The sequence below is a fragment of the Maribacter sp. LLG6340-A2 genome (genome assembly GCF_045057105.1).
GTDB lineage: Bacteria > Bacteroidota > Bacteroidia > Flavobacteriales > Flavobacteriaceae > Maribacter.
Genome location: NZ_CP159332.1, coordinates 2,214,196 through 2,229,925, shown reverse-complemented (window position 1 = coordinate 2,229,925; position 15,730 = coordinate 2,214,196). Strand labels below are relative to the sequence as shown.

Here is a 15,730-nt window from a genome sequence, read left to right as displayed (position 1 = left end):
CCTACATAAAATTACTTACTACAATTGAAACTTTTTATAACTGGGTTTCTTTCAATTAAATTTGGATTTTTTTAATTATTACAGACCTTAAAACTGTAAGATCAAAAATCTATTAATCATCATTATACCACCATTTATCTACACTTAAAAGTCTTTAAACGTGATAAATACACTTATTTAATATAATTTTCACAAGTTTTTTCTTACAACAAATTTGTAGTATTTGAGTGTTATTTTCCTACAATTCACAACAATAATTTTAAAATTTTTACTGATATCGGGTATTTCGCTCCTAGAATGCATGGAGCAATGAAAACACCAAAAACTTACATTCTAACAGTATTCACCTTTATTATGGTGACATTCGGTTTTGCCCAGGTTAAAATTGGGGATAATATCGATGCTATTGAAAGTACATCCATACTAGAATTGGAAAGTACGAACAAGGTACTGGTTCTTACCCGGCTTACCAACGAACAAATGATGAGTATAACCCCGTTACCAGGTGGCATGGCCTACAATATTGATACAGGCTGTATACATTCCTACAATGGAACAAATTGGGTAAACTTATGTAATAGTGATTCTCGCACCTTTTCGTTCATAGATAATGAAGATGGGAGTTTTACCATTAACTATGGCGATGAAAACGTATTTACTTCTCCTAACCTAACAGGACCTAAAGGCGAGAAAGGAGATACGGGACCAGAAGGTCCACCAGGCGAAGACGGATTAAGTCAGCAAGAACAAATAGTAATTGTGGCAAGCAATGGTCAAACCCGCTTTAACACCCCTGCACCTATTGTGGATGACAAAAAAATATCGGTCTATAGAAATGGAATTAGGATAGCTTTTAAAACCATTGATTCTACTACCATAGAATTAGAAAATGAAATTATATGCTATCAAAACGATAATATACGTATTGTACAAATTTTATAAAAAAGTAATAACCCAAAAATTAAAATCATGAATTCAAAATTTCTAACTGACATTTTTAAAGGTTTGGCCGTAGGCATTATCATGTTGGCAGGTGCAAACATGAACGCTCAACAAACAACAGGAGACATTACAAAACAAAGTGATGTAGTTCCCGGAACAACGACCACGGCAGGTGCCGTAAGGGTCATAGACAATAAGGGTACCATTAAATATTTACAGACACAGAATGGTATTACAATGCTTTCCAATACTACAAATGATGTTACCACCACAACATGGCAATTGGGCGGTACATTAACCAATGATACTTTTATAGATGTTGACGGAAACGTATTTGGTTTTGACGGTATAGAATTAATTTCTACAGAGTTACCCTCAACAGATGCTACCACAGGTTCTGATCACGGAACCGGTACTGGATACACACTTTTAGTAAGGGATGAGGATACCGGCGCGGTAAAAAAATTATTGGCAACGGATTTATTACAAAGTGGTCAGGAAAGCTTTACTGCAACAGCGGCACAAGTTGCATATCCATTGACCGGAAGTCCGGTTTTACCAACATTCAGTCAAGTATGGGTGTATAGAAATGGAGCAAAATTAATTGCAAACGTGGATTATACGGTATCTGCATCTACAGTTACACTTGTTCCCAATACTACTAGTCCTAACGATTGGGCGGTTTACGCTGGAGATACTATTGAAGTACAATATGTAAAATAATTATGGTAGCATAGTTTACCGTATTTTTTGGCTAAACGATGCATGATTATTGCGTTCAGATTTACGTCATGCACACCCAGTATGGTGCTTTCAGCGTATTGAAAACGGAAATAAAATAAAACGAAGTACAACCATAACGTTATTACAATTTTTCCAAAAAGTATTACATATAAATTTCTTGCCCTGTTCACAATTTGCTGTGTTCAGATGGGCATGTATGCGCAAGAAGAAGAGGTTATTGACCATAAAGGCACACGGATTAAAGTTAGGAACACCGTGGTAACCTCTTCTGCGACCGCACCTAGCGAGCCTTTGCAAAATGATATTTGGTTTGACACCAGTGCCGAGGTCACTAAAATTTATGATGGTACCTCATGGCTAACCATAAATTTGGATGCCTTGAACAAAAAGGAGGATAACGCCAATAAATCGACGGACATTACCTTGTCCGATGCCACCAATACCAAGTTTCCTACGGAGCTGGCCGTTAAAACATATATAGATAACGAATTGGCAGCAAGCAACGGAACTAACATATATACGGATGACGGTAGTTTAACAGGAAACAGGGCAATCACACAAAGTAATTTTGACCTTAATTTCGATGCAAATACCTTGGTCATTAGCGGTAATGATAATAGAGTGGGCATTGGAACAGATGCCCCCACACAAGAAATGGACGTAAATGGTAGAATGAACATTACCAACGGAGTCATTCAAAAAGGAGGTACTGCGATAACCACCACTAGTGATTTAGGTTTGTATAGCTCAAATTCCGGTGACCCAATTCGTATAGGTACCAATAATGCACCTGTAAATTTCTATAGTGACCTAGACGGTTTAGGTAGTACAGGTTCTACAGCAAACATGTCTATAAACACTAATGGCAATGTAAGTATTGGAGTTACCACTGCCACCGCCAAATTAGATGTCAATGGTACTACAAGAATACGAACACTAGGTACGGGTGCCAACACAGATCAAGTTGTAACAGCAGATACCAATGGTAACTTAAGAAAGTCACCCATTACCAGTTTAGAAACAAAAACAACAATATCACAAAACACCACAACAGGTGTTATAACCCATAACAGTGAAGACAGTACCACACAATTGGCCAATGTAGTAAGTACCAATTCTAACAATAGTATATCTGTTGGTACTGACGGTGGTGCATATTATAACAATCCTATTAAAGCCTATGGTACACTTATACCGGCATCAAATACATATACCGCAATAGGAATCAGTAGCGCAACCAAAACCGGTGTAGGAAGATTTACCTTTAACATGGCAACCACTAGATCAACTGCAAATTATCCTATACAGTTAAGTGTTTTAGAATCCGGCACAAGTAATATTAACATCTACGTAACGGCACAGACAACAACATCGTTCAGCATAGCTATTATTGAAGAGATAGGAGGTACATTCCCATCGGATAATTATGTGGACAGAACGTGCTATTTTACCATAATGGATTTTTAACAATATGAAAGTAGTTTCATTTTTTTTCCTATCTATAATACTGCTACAGTGTTCTTATGCTCAGAACACCAAAAATTTTGGAAATCTAAAAATTCATGAAAATGGTCAAATAGGTTTTTATTCCTCTTTAAAAAATGATGGCAATTTTAATAATACCCAAGGTTTGGCCGGCTTTTACGGTACAGGATTAAATATTATTTCCGGAACAAATCCCCCATTATTTCATGACATAGAAATTAATAATGACGAAGGTATCTTCCTAGAAACGCCCGTAATAGTTCATCATAATACCAATTTCATTTTTGGGGATGTCATCAATACAAAATTGAACAGCAACAACACTTTAAGTTTAACCAGTGTTTCTTTCTATAATGGTGAATCTAATTTTTCCAAGGTAGATGGCTTTTTATCGGTTACAGGCCAAGAAAATTTTCTTTTCCCCATAGGAGATGAAAATTATTTACGTCCATTGGGCCTTAAGACCACAAGTAAAACATCAACCTATAAAAGTGCCTATCTATTTGAAAACAGCAATTGGTATTTTCCGCTAATAAATAAAGATGAATCAGGTATAGCCTTGATCAGTGAATATGAATATTGGCTTTTAACAGGTTCGGATGCTGCAATAATTACATTAAGCTGGAACGAACGAAGTGCTATAGGTAACCTAACCAACAATCTGGACAACCTTAACATAGTAGGGTTTAACAAAGAATTGAATATGTGGCAATCTCTAGGGGCCTTAGACCGTACCGGAAATCTAGAACAAGGAATGATTACTTCCTTTGAGTTCATTCCTGATCAATACAGTGCAATAACTTTTGCTATAATGCAAAAGAACAATGCCGTTTCCCATAAAGGATATCATTATTTGGTAACCCCAAATGGTGATGGCATTAATGATTTTCTATTCATTCCGGAATTAGCGGACTTTGACAGCAATAGGCTAATGATATTTGACCGCAATGGCCTTAAAGTTTTTGAACAAGAAAATTACTCCAACGAATTTTTCGGTGAGGCAGGTTTTTCCATACCAGCAATAAGTAGAACCAAGGGACTACCGGAAGGAATATATTTTTATTTGGTGGAGTTAGGTGAAGACAATTTAACAATTCAGGGTTTTCTATTTCTTGATCGTTAAAAGTCCATTTAACTAATTCCCATACAAATGTGATACCCAAACAAATTATTGAAACTTTCTGTACTTTAGTCTAACAACTAAAACCGTACCCATGAAAAGCTGTTCTTTAATTTGTTTTTTACTAATGATAAGCGTTAGTATTGCCCAAACTCCTTCTGCATTAAAATCACCTTCACTGGCAAAAGCATCACCCCAAGAAGTGGGTATGTCCCCTGAACGACTGGACAAAATAGATGCCATGATTTCTTCAGAAGTCAACCAAGGGAAAATACCGGGTGCGGTTGCACTAATTGCACGTAATGGAAAAATTGTTTTTCACAAAGCATACGGTATGGCCAACAACGAGAAGAATATTAAAATGGATAAAAATGCCATTTTTCGAATCGCTTCCCAAACCAAGGCCATTACCTCTACTGCGGTAATGATGCTCTGGGAAGAAGGCAAATTTCAGTTAGACGACCCTATTTCCAAATATATACCGGAATTTGGAGAGGCAAAAATTCTGGACACCTACAATGAAAATGATGGTTCATTTACCACTAAGCCTGCAAAGAACCAAATTACCATAAGAGATTTGTTGACACACACATCTGGGATAGGGTACGGCGTTATTGATAGCGACCCACGGTTTAAGAAAATTTATGAAGATGCAGGAATAACAGATTTATTTACGACAAAAGAGATAACCATTGCAGAAAGTGTAAAGAAATTGGCAAAGTTACCCTTGCATCATGAACCAGGAGAAGCATTTACCTATAGTGAAGGATTGGATGTTCTTGGCTATTTTATAGAAATTGTCTCGGGTATGCCATTTGATGAATTTTTAAAAACTAGAATATTTGAACCTTTGAACATGTCCGATACTTGGTTTTATCAACCAAAAAATAATCATGATCGGTTAGTTACCGTACAAAAAAAGGAGAACGGTCAATGGGTTAAATATCCTGTTACTTTTTATGATACGGATTACCCAATAAAAGGTGCTAAAACTTTTTATTCCGGAGGTGCGGGTCTTTCAAGTACCGCAATGGATTATTCAAAATTCCTACAAATGTATCTTAACAATGGAGAATTTAATGGAATACGTTTATTGAGCCGTACTACCGTTAGAAGTATTTTAGGAAACCAAATAGGAAGCATATGGGACGGACCCAAAAACCATGGTCTAGCTTTTTCCATTGTAAATGAAAAAGGGGAAATAGAAGGAGGCCTAGGAAGTACCGGTACATTTGAATGGGGCGGCTATTTTAACACCCAGTACTTTGCAGACCCAAAAGAAAAAATCATAGGAATTATTATGAAACAAACTCAAGGTCCTGTAGAAGATGCTACGGGTTGGAAATTTAAACAAATGTTATTCGCTGCCGTTGATGACTGAGCACATATATTAAAATAATTGTATAAAATACACGTAAATTCCTACAACATCTTTGTCTAATCTTATAGTTATTTTCTTACAAATCACAACAAAAATTAATACAGGGAATTGATATTAGTTTACTTAGCCTTATCAATTTAATAAGGCTATGAAATTAACTAAAACCTACTTTTTCCTATTTGTTTTTATTACGTTATCCACCTCCGTTTTTTCCCAAATGAAAATTGGAGATAATGCAAGTACCATTGATAATGCTTCCCTTCTAGAATTGGAAAGTACCACAAAAGCATTGGTGATTACACGGGTAACAACGGAACAGATGTTACAAATAACGCCTCTTCATGGGGCTTTGATTTATAATATTGATGCACAATGTGTTTTCCTTTATAATGGAAGCACTTGGCAAAATCTTTGCGATGGTGCATCCAATTCAATATCATTTTCAGACAATGACGATGGTTCTTTCACTTTACGTTCTACTGACGGTACAACATTTACCTCACCAACTTCTTTGGAACTACAAGGTGAGCGTGGCTTACCCGGTAATGATGGTGTAGGAATTTCCACTACTACGAATAATAACGATGGTACCATAACATTCACTTACACGGACAACTCCACATTTACAACTTCAAATTTAAAAGGAGCAGATGGTAACGACGGTGCAAGCGCATATGAAATAGCCGTTGCCGCAGGATTCACAGGAACGCAATCTGATTGGCTAACGAGCCTACAAGGTGCCGATGGAAATGACGGAACAAATGGTACAGATGGTGATAGTGCTTACGAAATCGCAGTAGCAAGTGGCTACTCAGGAACGCAATCCGATTGGCTAACGAGCCTGCAAGGAGCTGATGGAAATGATGGAGCGAGTGCTTTTGATGTGGCTGTTTCCGCAGGGTTTACAGGTACACAATCCGAATGGCTTACAAGCCTACAAGGTGCCGATGGAAATGACGGAACAAATGGTACCGATGGAGCAAGTGCTTACGAAGTTGCCGTAGCCGAAGGGTTTACAGGGAACGAATCGCAATGGTTGGCAAGTTTACAAGGTTCCGACGGTAACGATGGAGCAACAGGTGCTGATGGTGATAGTGCCTACGATATTGCCCTAGCGGCTGGCTTTACCGGTACACAATCCGAATGGCTAACAAGCATACAAGGGACTGACGGAAACGATGGCAGCGACGGTATAGATGGGGCAAGTGCCTACGAAATCGCAGTAGCAAGTGGCTACTCAGGAACCCAATCCGATTGGCTAACGAGCCTGCAAGGAGCTGATGGTAATAACGGAGCGAGTGCTTACGAAGTTGCCGTAGTCGAAGGGTTTACAGGGAACGAATCACAATGGTTGGCAAGTTTAGAAGGTGCCGATGGGAACGATGGAGCAACAGGTGCTGATGGTGATAGTGCCTACGATATTGCCCTAGCGGCTGGCTTTACCGGTACGGAATCCGAATGGCTAACAAGCATACAAGGGACTGACGGAAACGATGGCACCGACGGTAATAGCGCCTTCGAAATTGCCGTTGCCGAAGGATTCACAGGAACGCAAACGGATTGGCTAACGAGCCTACAAGGGGCAGATGGAAATGATGGTGCGAGTGCTTACGAAGTTGCCGTAGCCGAAGGGTTTACAGGAAACGAATCGCAATGGTTGGCAAGTTTACAAGGTTCCGACGGTAACGACGGAGCTGATGGTACTAACGGAACGAGTGCTTTTGAAGCGGCTGTTGCTGCAGGGTTTACAGGTACACAATCCGAATGGCTAACAAGCCTACAAGGGGCAGATGGAAATGACGGAACAAATGGTACAGATGGTGATAGTGCTTACGAAATCGCAGTAGCAAGTGGCTATTCAGGAACCCAATCCGAATGGCTAACGAGCCTACAAGGTGCCGATGGAAATGACGGAACAAATGGTACCGACGGTAATAGCGCCTTCGAAACTGCTGTTGCCGCAGGATTCACAGGAACCCAATCCGAATGGCTAACAAGCCTACAAGGGGCAGATGGAAATGATGGTGCGAGTGCTTACGAAGTTGCCGTAGCCGAAGGGTTTACAGGAAACGAATCGCAATGGTTGGCAAGTTTACAAGGTTCCGACGGTAACGACGGAGCTGATGGTACTAACGGAACGAGTGCTTTTGAAGCGGCTGTTGCTGCAGGGTTTACAGGTACACAATCCGAATGGCTAACAAGCCTACAAGGGGCAGATGGAAATGACGGAACAAATGGTACAGATGGTGATAGTGCTTACGAAATCGCAGTAGCAAGTGGCTATTCAGGAACCCAATCCGAATGGCTAACGAGCCTACAAGGTGCCGATGGAAATGACGGAACAAATGGTACCGACGGTAATAGCGCCTTCGAAACTGCTGTTGCCGCAGGATTCACAGGAACCCAATCCGAATGGCTAACAAGCCTACAAGGGGCAGATGGTAATAACGGAACAAATGGCACGGACGGTAATAGTGCCTACGATATTGCCCTAGCGGCTGGCTTTACCGGTACGGAATCAGATTGGTTATCGAGCCTACAAGGTGCGGACGGAAACGATGGCACCAACGGTACAGATGGGGCAAGTGCCTACGCAATTGCCGTTGCCGCAGGGTTTACAGGAACACAATCCGAATGGCTAATAAGTCTACAAGGAGCAGATGGAAATGACGGAACAAATGGCACGGACGGTAATAGTGCCTTCGAAATTGCCGTTGCCGCAGGATTCACAGGAACGCAATCCGATTGGCTAGCGAGCCTGCAAGGAGCTGATGGAAATGATGGAGCGAGTGCTTTTGATGTGGCTGTTGCCGCAGGATTCACAGGAAACGAATCGCAATGGTTGGCAAGTTTACAAGGTTCCGACGGTAACGACGGAGCTGATGGTACTAACGGAGTGAGTGCTTTTGATGCGGCTGTTACTGCAGGGTTTACAGGTACACAATCCGAATGGCTTACAAGTTTACAAGGGGCCGACGGTAACGACGGAGCTGATGGTATTGACGGAGCGAGTGCTTTTGATGCGGCTGTTGCTGCAGGGTTTACAGGTACACAATCCGAATGGCTAACGAGCCTACAAGGTGCTGATGGAAACGATGGTGCGAGTGCTTACGAAGTTGCCGTAGCCGAAGGGTTTACTGGGAACGAATCGCAATGGTTGGCAAGTTTACAAGGTTCCGACGGTAACGACGGAGCTGATGGTACTAACGGAACGAGTGCTTTTGAAGCGGCTGTTGCTGCAGGGTTTACAGGTACACAATCCGAATGGCTAACAAGCCTGCAAGGGGCAGATGGAGCAGACGGTACCACTGCAATTGTGCAAAATTTAGATAATCCTACCACAGATACTACCCTTAGTACATCTGCATTGGCCTCTTATTTACAGGTGGAAATTTTAAGCCAATCAAGTGTATTTAGCACAAGTGACCTTTTAGGTTCCAATGCGGTAGAACTAAGTCTTGTAGCGCATACCTTCAACCCGGTAATAAGCAACATATCAGGAGCTAGATACGTAGGTGAAATTCAATGGGAAATTTTAGAAACCTTGGGCATTTTCAAGAACAGATTTGCTATTTATGTCAATGGAACACGTGTAACTCCAATTTTAAATATTTGGCCCAATGTAATCAACCTAACTTCTGCACCTACAAGTAGATTTTTTGAATACACAAGTAACGGTAATGACGTCATAGAATTGAGAATAGCAAGAGCAGTAGAAGCAATAGGTGTATCACAAGTGCTTAACGCCCAACTTAAGCTAAAACGAGCCTTATAACCATAACCCATAGTATACTAATTATGCAAAAGAATACATTCTTATATTCAATAATTTGGGCATTGATGGTAACATTTACTGCTCACGGTCAACAAATACACAATACTGGTAACATTCAAACACATGCAAATAGTGAAGTTGGTATATTCAGTACTGTAGTAAATGAAGGTACATTTTTAAGTAATGAAGGGTTGGTTGGTTTTTATGGCACCACCGGCTATAACATTACAGGTTCTAATGAACTGGATCTTTTTGATATAGAAATTGCCAATGAGGGCAGTATTGTTTTGAATACCCCAATTATTGTAGAAAACAATACAAATTTTATCATTGGGGATTTTGAAACGAGCAAGTCTGAAGATGTAAACTATTTGGAATTTGAGAATAGTGCATTTTACAATGGATCAAGCAATTTTTCCAAAATCAATGGTTTTGTTAAAGCCAGGGTATCAAATAATCTTATTCTGCCCATTGGTGATGACCTATTCCTAAGGCCTATGTCAGTTGAAACAACAGGTACACCATCAACCTATACAGGTTGTTATATTTATGATAATGCAACATTAAATAATCCTTTTTTTGCTGAAGAAGAAGTCACAGAGGTTAACACCAATGAATATTGGATTTTAAAAGGTGATGACCAAACATCGGCTACACTGCATTGGAACGAGCGAAGCGCACTAGAGAATATTGCAGAAAATAGTTCAGAAATCTGCATCGTAGGATATGAAATAGCTACAGCCACCTGGAAAAATTTGGGAAATATAAATATTGTTGGGGACTTGAAAAGTGGCTTTGTCTCCTCAGAATCTTTTGTACCTAATGAATATGCCGCACTAACATTCGGAGTTATAGATAATAATGAGCAACCGGAAGATGATTTATCCGAAAAAGGATATCACTATTTAGTAAGTCCAAATGGAGATGGTGTAAATGACAGATTTGTAATTGAGGAGTTGGCCAATTTCGAAAATAACGCACTTCAAATCTATGACAGAAACGGCTTATTAGTATACCAAGCTCAAAATTATACCGACCAATTTGAAGGCTTTACGGGAAATAACATTGCTGCCATCAGTAGAAATAAAGGATTGGCACAAGGTATTTATTATTACATTGCTAGCGTTAATGGGGGTGAGTTTTCTGTACAGGGTTTTTTATATATAGACCGATAAGGAAAAATAGGAACTTTATCCGTCTAGCAATCCAAAATATAAAGGCCCAGCTTAATTTTCCAATACGGCATTTTTTCTTCAAAATACTCGAAGTAATCCTTTAAGCCAGTAGCGTTGGTTAATTCGGATTTTGCCGCTTCTATTTTTGATATTTCATTGGCACTTACAAACTGATTTAAATCGAGCTCTTCCCCTTCGGCATGTTTTTTCATTAAATGCCCGTAAATCGTATTTTCAGATAGATTTCTTTGTGTAGCAATTTCAGCAACCGTTAGGCCGTCTTTAAATAAATCAAAAGTTTGATCATGGGTTTTTCGCTTGGATTTTTTTGTACCAACATGCTTTTTTATCTCCGCTAAAAATACATCTGCATATTTTTCCAATTTAGCCTGCCCTACTCCGGAAACTTCCATAAATTCCGTTTCATTTTTAGGCAATTTAGCTTCCATATCCTTTAGACTGGCATCGCCAAAAACCACATAAGCAGGCACATTTTGTTCTGCAGCTATTTGTTGTCTTAAAACACGTAAATTTTCGAACAAATCGGTTTTCTTGATACGTGATTTAGTAGTTGCTTTCTTCTTTTCTATGGCTTTTTGCAAAACCGCTAATTGAATCTTTTTACCGGAAAACAACACTTCTTTTGCCAAGGGAGTTAGTCCGATCCTTGCTCCTTCCCTAAAGTTGATATACAACACTCCTTGATTCAACAACTGAATTACATATTGCTGTAAGTCTAACCAAGAAACATCTTTTACGGCTCCGTAGGTTTTTATATGCTGATACCCTTTTTCTAAAACCTGTGCGTTTTGTGCTCCCCTTAGAACGTCTATGACCATACCCATTGGCTCACGCTCTTTTAACCGGGCAACGCCCGAACATACTTTCTGCGCTAATAAGGTAGCGTCAAAATAAGCTGGTGGCGTGGTACATATATCGCAATTGCCGCAACCTTCGGTTACTTGTTCCCCAAAATAATTCAACAATGCAATTCTACGACAACTTAATGCTTCGGCAAACTGCTGCATACGCTCTAATTTGGCATATTCTACCTCTGCATTATCGCTTTGAGTAATGAACCTGCGCAACTGTGCCACATCGGCAAAACTGTAAAATAATAATGCATGCGCTGGGAGTCCGTCACGACCACCACGACCAATTTCTTGGTAATATCCTTCTATATTTTTGGGTAGATTATAGTGAATAACCCAACGTACATTACTTTTATCTATTCCCATACCAAAGGCAATAGTGGCAGCAATAATAGGCACTTTATCCGTAATGAATTCTTCCTGCACCATTGAGCGCTCTTCTGATGACATTCCTGCGTGATATGCTTTTGCCTTAAAACCCGCATTGCGTAATTTCTCTGCGATGGACTCCGTACTCTTACGGCTTAGACAGTAGATGATTCCGCTTTCAAAAAGTCTTTCATCTAAAAAATCTAGAATATGCTTTATGCGGTCTTGGGCAGGTTTTACATCTAAGTACAGGTTAGGTCTATTAAAAGATGCCAAATGGCGGTTGGCATTTGGTATACTTAATTGATCAACGATATCATCTTGGGTAGTTTTATCGGCCGTTGCCGTCAGTGCCATTACCGGAATATTGGGAAATCTTCTTTTTAATCCTCCAAGCTGAGTATATGCGGGTCTAAAATCATGTCCCCATGAAGAAATACAATGCGCTTCATCAACGGCAAACAAGCTAATTTTTATCCTATCTAAAATTCCGTTTAGAAAACCTAAACTTTCTGGAGCTACATAAAACAGTTTCAACTCCCCTTGTTCCAATTTTCCTAAAATCTCTTGTTGCGTTTCTGCAGACTGGGAACTGTTATAGTATTCTGCCGCAATGCCGTTAGCTTTTAAAACATCTACTTGATCCTTCATTAAAGCAATTAGCGGAGAAATCACAATTGCAGTTCCTTCTAAAGCTAAAGCGGTCAACTGATAACAGAGCGACTTACCACCACCCGTTGGCATGATTGCCAATACATCCTTTTGCTGCAGTGCATCTTCGATAATAGCCAATTGATTTGGCTTAAAAGAATCATAACCAAAGTGTTTTTTTAATATGGGAAGTAAATCTTGTTCTGTTGTAATCATGTTTTGCAAAAATAAGAAGTTTAATTACCAAAATAGCCTTCGCCTGTACATAGACTGACATCATATTGAAATCTAAACTTTAAGTAGTGAAAAGTTCATTTAACAATAATCAATATTTTGATACGGTCCCCTTTTATAAAATGGGAATATGTCATCCTGAGCGCAGTCGAAGGACTTAGGAACACGAATCTGAATTATATTTAGAATGCGTAAAATTTCTACATTCCGATAATATTTGAATCATATCAAAATCTTCATTTATCAATGCAATTTTTTTAGCCCGCGTCCATCCCTTAATTCTTTTTTCAAATAATATTGCCTGGATAACATCAGTAAAATTTAAAGAATAAACGAGTTTTACAGGTCTCCTCTTAATAGTATAACAACTACGAAAGTATCCCATCTCATGATAAATCAATCGATGTTCTATACTACTAGAAATACCGATGTAAAATGAATCATCTGAACAACGTAAAATATACACTACATAAGTATTCATAGGTGTTTTAATTAAAACATTCTAACAAATATTGGGTCTTCGACTGCGCTCAGACTGACAAGCATTTTCGCAAGTAACTTATTATCAAATTAATGTTCAAAATTTGACAAAGATTCATTTGAAAAAAATTTTAAAGACCCAATAAAACAACTGGTTAAAATATCATCCTGAGCGCAGTTGAAAAAATTAAAAATGTAATTACTTCCCCAACATCAACAATTCATTACATCTAACTTCTGTGATGTATCTTTTTTCTCCTTCTTTTGATTCATAAGATCGGTGGGTCAATTTACCTTCTATGGCTACTTGTTTTCTTTTACTTAAATAATTTTCCACAATCTCTGCAGTTTTGCCCCAAGCAACAATATTATGCCATTGGGTATCGTCTACCTTTTCCCCGTTAGCGTTTTTGTAACTATCTGTTGTGGCAATAGAGAATTTTGCCAATTTGGTGCCTCCTTCTAAGTTTACGATTTCTGGGTCTTGTCCTAAATTTCCAATCAACTGTACTTTGTTTTTTAATGCGTTCATCTTATTAAATTTTAATGGTTAAACAGTTCATACTATCAAGCCTCCTTGACTTGACACTGCAAACCTAGAACAGCATCCAAACTTTATTCGGTTTGTAAACGTTTACTATCGTTTGTTATCGTTTACAGTCGATTAAAAACGTTTATAGTATTGAATATCAATTATTTAATATATAAGAAATAATATTTTTATTTACATCGGAATAACCACCAATTCATATCTCGGGTCAACCTATACCCTAATTTCTCGTAAAGTGGTATTGCAGCATTGCCTTTATTGGTGTGAAGAATTGGTAACTTTTTCTCTTTTAAAATTTCTTTTGTACAATGCGCAATGAGCTGTTTTGCTAGTCCCCTTCTAGTATAATCCGGATGGGTAACAACGGCACTAACCTCAATAAATAAATCGGTTTGCATTCGCTGCCCCGTAATAGACACTAATTTTCCTTCTTTAAAAATTCCGTAATAATTACCCATTTCAAAAGTTCTCCTTCTGTAATAACCGGGCATTACCAGCCAAACCAATTCATAAATTTCATCCATATGTTCATCGCCCAGTAAAACGATTTCTTCATTGATGGAAACTTCTGGTAATTCATTTAAAACCATCTGGCAACCATCTATTTTCTTTTCCAAAAAAACATTGGCCTCATCAACTAAAGGTGTCATATTTTCAGAAACGAAGAAGAAGCTATCAGTAGTTTCTATATAACTATTAGAAGCCTTGGTCGTTTTTTCTTCATTAAAAAAAGCACCAAAGGTACATACCTCCTGCTGATAGAAAAGTACTCCGTCAAATTCAACCGCAAACTTTTTATGGGTTTCCTTCAAGGAATACCAAACGGGGTTTTTAAGTTGTTCTTCTAAATAAGTCATAATTTAAATTGATTAACTGCAATAATCTTTAAGCTTCATTTACTAAATTCATTAGCCGCTGAAACTCTTCTACGAACAACCCTACTTCATAACCATCCATTAAGGCATGGTGCACGTGTATAGATACCGGCATTGACCTTTCTTCACCTTCCCCCGTCATCTTACCAAATGAAATTTTTGGACAACTATCTTCAATCTCAAAATGTCTTGCATGGGAAACCGATGTAAAATCTAACCAAGGCATACTGGAACAATGAATAACGTTTAAGCCACATTGGGGCAGTTCCAACCCATTGGATCTCTCCACTTTATCTATTTCCGTTCTTGCTGCTGCCTTAAACTCATCAAAAGATTCCTTGTATTCCATATAGGAAAAACCAAATGTGCCATTTTTTCTACCAATGGTAGGGGAAGCGTGTACAAATTCATATTGAAACACCTTTCCTTCTTCAATCCTATATTTAAACGGGTGTATTTTATTGGCCGCTTTTAGGGTTTTATGTAAATAAACCAGAAAAAAGGAATTGCCAGATTTTTTTGCAAAATCATAAGCCTTAGCACAGTTTATCTTTACGGTTACTCCAAAAAAAGGTTCATTGAACTTGGAAAAGAACTTAAAATGTCCGGCCCTGTTCCACTCGTCAAAAATTAGCTCCTTCTTCATTTGTGCCGTCATAGTAAGATGTATATTTTTTAATGGATAAATATACAACCTACTGGATTCAATTTAAAATAGTGGAAAGGACTATTAATGCACAAGTAATATTTAACAATTCAGTAATTATATATGTTCTGTAAGAAACATTTTTTTCCTACCTTAAAAATTCTAAATTTCTGAACGAACACTTTGTTCAAAAAAGCAAATTAAAATCAATGGAAGAAAACCAATCAAAAGACCCTTGTATCACCGATATTAGTATTGCCAATAACGGTCCGTTAAAAATTAAAGGAAACTTAAAAATACAACTGGCTTCCGGTGAAATTGTCACTAAAGACGGTATTACCGGATTTTGTAGATGTGGCGCATCTGAAAACAAACCATTTTGCGATGGTGCCCACAGAAAAATAGAATTTGTAGGATAACCGATCAACACT

At 38.5% G+C, this 15,730-nt stretch carries 13 protein-coding genes; 8 read left to right on the top strand and 5 right to left on the bottom strand.

Features of this window, described 5'->3' with window-relative positions:
• Window positions 1-309: 309 nt before the first annotated feature.
• From ABVM52_RS09430 to ABVM52_RS09400, 7 genes are all read left to right on the top strand, one after another.
• A complete protein-coding gene (locus tag ABVM52_RS09430; RefSeq protein ID WP_405379852.1) occupies window positions 310-942 on the top strand; it encodes a collagen-like protein in 633 nt (210 codons plus the stop codon).
• Between the two features lie 27 nt (window positions 943-969).
• Window positions 970-1,665 carry a hypothetical protein gene (locus tag ABVM52_RS09425; protein WP_405379850.1) on the top strand — a complete coding sequence of 232 codons (696 nt, stop codon included), beginning with the start codon at window positions 970-972 and terminating at the stop codon, window positions 1,663-1,665.
• A 207-nt stretch (window positions 1,666-1,872) separates the two neighbouring features.
• Entirely contained in the window at window positions 1,873-3,153 is a 1,281-nt protein-coding gene (locus ABVM52_RS09420) for a hypothetical protein (RefSeq protein WP_405379848.1), read from the top strand.
• 4 nt (window positions 3,154-3,157) lie between these two features.
• Window positions 3,158-4,294: a gliding motility-associated C-terminal domain-containing protein gene (locus ABVM52_RS09415; RefSeq protein WP_405379846.1), complete on the top strand. Its 1,137-nt coding sequence runs from the start codon at window positions 3,158-3,160 to the stop codon at window positions 4,292-4,294.
• A 124-nt stretch (window positions 4,295-4,418) separates the two neighbouring features.
• A complete protein-coding gene (locus ABVM52_RS09410; protein WP_405379844.1) occupies window positions 4,419-5,672 on the top strand; it encodes a serine hydrolase domain-containing protein in 1,254 nt (417 codons plus the stop codon).
• 148 nt (window positions 5,673-5,820) lie between these two features.
• Window positions 5,821-9,447 carry a beta strand repeat-containing protein gene (locus tag ABVM52_RS09405; RefSeq protein WP_405379842.1) on the top strand — a complete coding sequence of 1,209 codons (3,627 nt, stop codon included), beginning with the start codon at window positions 5,821-5,823 and terminating at the stop codon, window positions 9,445-9,447.
• Between the two features lie 23 nt (window positions 9,448-9,470).
• Window positions 9,471-10,622 carry a gliding motility-associated C-terminal domain-containing protein gene (locus ABVM52_RS09400; protein WP_405379840.1) on the top strand — a complete coding sequence of 384 codons (1,152 nt, stop codon included), beginning with the start codon at window positions 9,471-9,473 and terminating at the stop codon, window positions 10,620-10,622.
• 23 nt (window positions 10,623-10,645) lie between these two features.
• Here ABVM52_RS09400 and recQ read toward each other — a convergent pair whose 3' ends face one another.
• The 5 genes from recQ to ABVM52_RS09375 form a co-directional block, all read right to left on the bottom strand.
• Window positions 10,646-12,730, bottom strand: coding sequence for a DNA helicase RecQ (recQ, locus tag ABVM52_RS09395; protein WP_405379838.1), 2,085 nt, complete (start codon window positions 12,728-12,730; stop codon window positions 10,646-10,648).
• A gap of 175 nt (window positions 12,731-12,905) precedes the next feature.
• The gene (locus ABVM52_RS09390) at window positions 12,906-13,229 is read right to left on the bottom strand and encodes a GIY-YIG nuclease family protein (RefSeq protein WP_405379836.1); all 324 of its coding nucleotides are present in this window, start codon (window positions 13,227-13,229) and stop codon (window positions 12,906-12,908) included.
• Window positions 13,230-13,427: 198 nt separating this feature from the next.
• On the bottom strand, window positions 13,428-13,760 hold the full coding sequence (locus tag ABVM52_RS09385; protein WP_405379834.1) for a single-stranded DNA-binding protein: 333 nt from the start codon (window positions 13,758-13,760) through the stop codon (window positions 13,428-13,430).
• 188 nt (window positions 13,761-13,948) lie between these two features.
• Window positions 13,949-14,635, bottom strand: a complete 687-nt coding sequence (locus ABVM52_RS09380) for a GNAT family N-acetyltransferase (protein WP_405379832.1) — start codon at window positions 14,633-14,635, stop codon at window positions 13,949-13,951.
• 28 nt (window positions 14,636-14,663) lie between these two features.
• Window positions 14,664-15,299: a CatA-like O-acetyltransferase gene (locus ABVM52_RS09375; RefSeq protein ID WP_405379830.1), complete on the bottom strand. Its 636-nt coding sequence runs from the start codon at window positions 15,297-15,299 to the stop codon at window positions 14,664-14,666.
• A gap of 209 nt (window positions 15,300-15,508) precedes the next feature.
• On the opposite strand from ABVM52_RS09375, the gene ABVM52_RS09370 reads away from it, so the two are divergent.
• Window positions 15,509-15,718, top strand: coding sequence for a CDGSH iron-sulfur domain-containing protein (locus ABVM52_RS09370; protein ID WP_405379828.1), 210 nt, complete (start codon window positions 15,509-15,511; stop codon window positions 15,716-15,718).
• Window positions 15,719-15,730: the final 12 nt, after the last annotated feature.

Bases quoted from the DNA above. Each gene is read 5' to 3' on its own strand.
- ABVM52_RS09425 (WP_405379850.1), top strand. From the start codon at position 970: ATGAATTCAAAATTTCTAACTGACATTTTTAAAGGTTTGGCCGTAGGC.
- ABVM52_RS09400 (WP_405379840.1), top strand. From the start codon at position 9,471: ATGCAAAAGAATACATTCTTATATTCAATAATTTGGGCATTGATGGTA.
- ABVM52_RS09390 (WP_405379836.1), bottom strand. From the start codon at position 13,229: ATGAATACTTATGTAGTGTATATTTTACGTTGTTCAGATGATTCATTT.
- recQ (WP_405379838.1), bottom strand. From the start codon at position 12,730: ATGATTACAACAGAACAAGATTTACTTCCCATATTAAAAAAACACTTT.
- ABVM52_RS09410 (WP_405379844.1), top strand. From the start codon at position 4,419: ATGATAAGCGTTAGTATTGCCCAAACTCCTTCTGCATTAAAATCACCT.
- ABVM52_RS09380 (WP_405379832.1), bottom strand. From the start codon at position 14,635: ATGACTTATTTAGAAGAACAACTTAAAAACCCCGTTTGGTATTCCTTG.
- ABVM52_RS09420 (WP_405379848.1), top strand. From the start codon at position 1,873: ATGGGCATGTATGCGCAAGAAGAAGAGGTTATTGACCATAAAGGCACA.
- ABVM52_RS09375 (WP_405379830.1), bottom strand. From the start codon at position 15,299: ATGAAGAAGGAGCTAATTTTTGACGAGTGGAACAGGGCCGGACATTTT.
- ABVM52_RS09405 (WP_405379842.1), top strand. From the start codon at position 5,821: ATGAAATTAACTAAAACCTACTTTTTCCTATTTGTTTTTATTACGTTA.
- ABVM52_RS09415 (WP_405379846.1), top strand. From the start codon at position 3,158: ATGAAAGTAGTTTCATTTTTTTTCCTATCTATAATACTGCTACAGTGT.
- ABVM52_RS09370 (WP_405379828.1), top strand. From the start codon at position 15,509: ATGGAAGAAAACCAATCAAAAGACCCTTGTATCACCGATATTAGTATT.
- ABVM52_RS09430 (WP_405379852.1), top strand. From the start codon at position 310: ATGAAAACACCAAAAACTTACATTCTAACAGTATTCACCTTTATTATG.
- ABVM52_RS09385 (WP_405379834.1), bottom strand. From the start codon at position 13,760: ATGAACGCATTAAAAAACAAAGTACAGTTGATTGGAAATTTAGGACAA.